We start from the raw sequence: 742 nt of genomic DNA on the forward strand, positions 1-742 counted from the left end.
CCTGCGGGGCAGGGACGCGCCAAGCGCCTGTGGTGCGCCCAGTGCGGCTGCGCGTGGGAGTTCGAGCGCGTGCGTTGCGTGCGCTGCGGCACGCAGAACCAGAGCCGTCTGCATTATTTCAATCTCGAGGGCGACGAGGCGCACCGCCTGGCCACCTGCGACGAATGCGGCGGCTACACGCGCACCGTGTACGAGGAGGACGCGCTTGCGCCGTTCTCGTTCGAAGTGGAGGACGTGGTCATGGCGAAGCTCGACCTCGTGGCGTACCAGCGCGCGGCCGCCGATGCCGCCGCGGAAGCGCAGAGGTAGGACGATGGCCATCGTCGAGCGTCCCGAGCCCGCGAAGCGCGAGTCGGCCGAGCGGCCCATCCGCATCTTCCTGAACGAGGTGCCTGTGGCCGTGAGCCAGGGAAGCCCCTTCGGGCTGTCCGAGCTGGCGGTGGGCTACCTGTTGTCCGAGGGCCTCATCGCCGATCGCGACAGCCTCGTGGAGGTGGTCGAGGTGCCCGAGGAGGCTGCGGTGTACGTGGCCAGCGGAGAGCGGGCGGAGGAAGGTTACGTGCCCCTGCACCGCGTCACGTCGGCCGGGTGCGCCCAGTCGGCGCTTCTGCGCGACGCGCGGCGCGCGGGCGAGCCCCGCGCGTTGGAGTCGGCGGCGCGCTTCGACGCCGACGACTTGCTGGCGTGCATGGAGGAGCTGTGCGAGCGCAGCCCGCGCCGCAACACCGGCGCGTGCGTGCAC

General features: G+C 71.6%; 2 protein-coding genes. Both read left to right on the forward strand.

Annotated elements, in window-relative coordinates:
* Nucleotides 1-309, forward strand: a 309-nt coding sequence (gene fdhE / locus HMPREF1023_RS14950) for a formate dehydrogenase accessory protein FdhE (RefSeq protein ID WP_035579310.1), incomplete at its 5' end; no start/stop codon positions are given.
* A gap of 4 nt (nt 310-313) precedes the next feature.
* On the forward strand, nt 314-742 hold a 429-nt coding region (locus HMPREF1023_RS14955), incomplete at its 3' end, for a formate dehydrogenase accessory sulfurtransferase FdhD (protein WP_035579313.1).

The organism is Eggerthella sp. 1_3_56FAA, assembly GCF_000185625.1.
Lineage (GTDB): Bacteria > Actinomycetota > Coriobacteriia > Coriobacteriales > Eggerthellaceae > Eggerthella > Eggerthella lenta.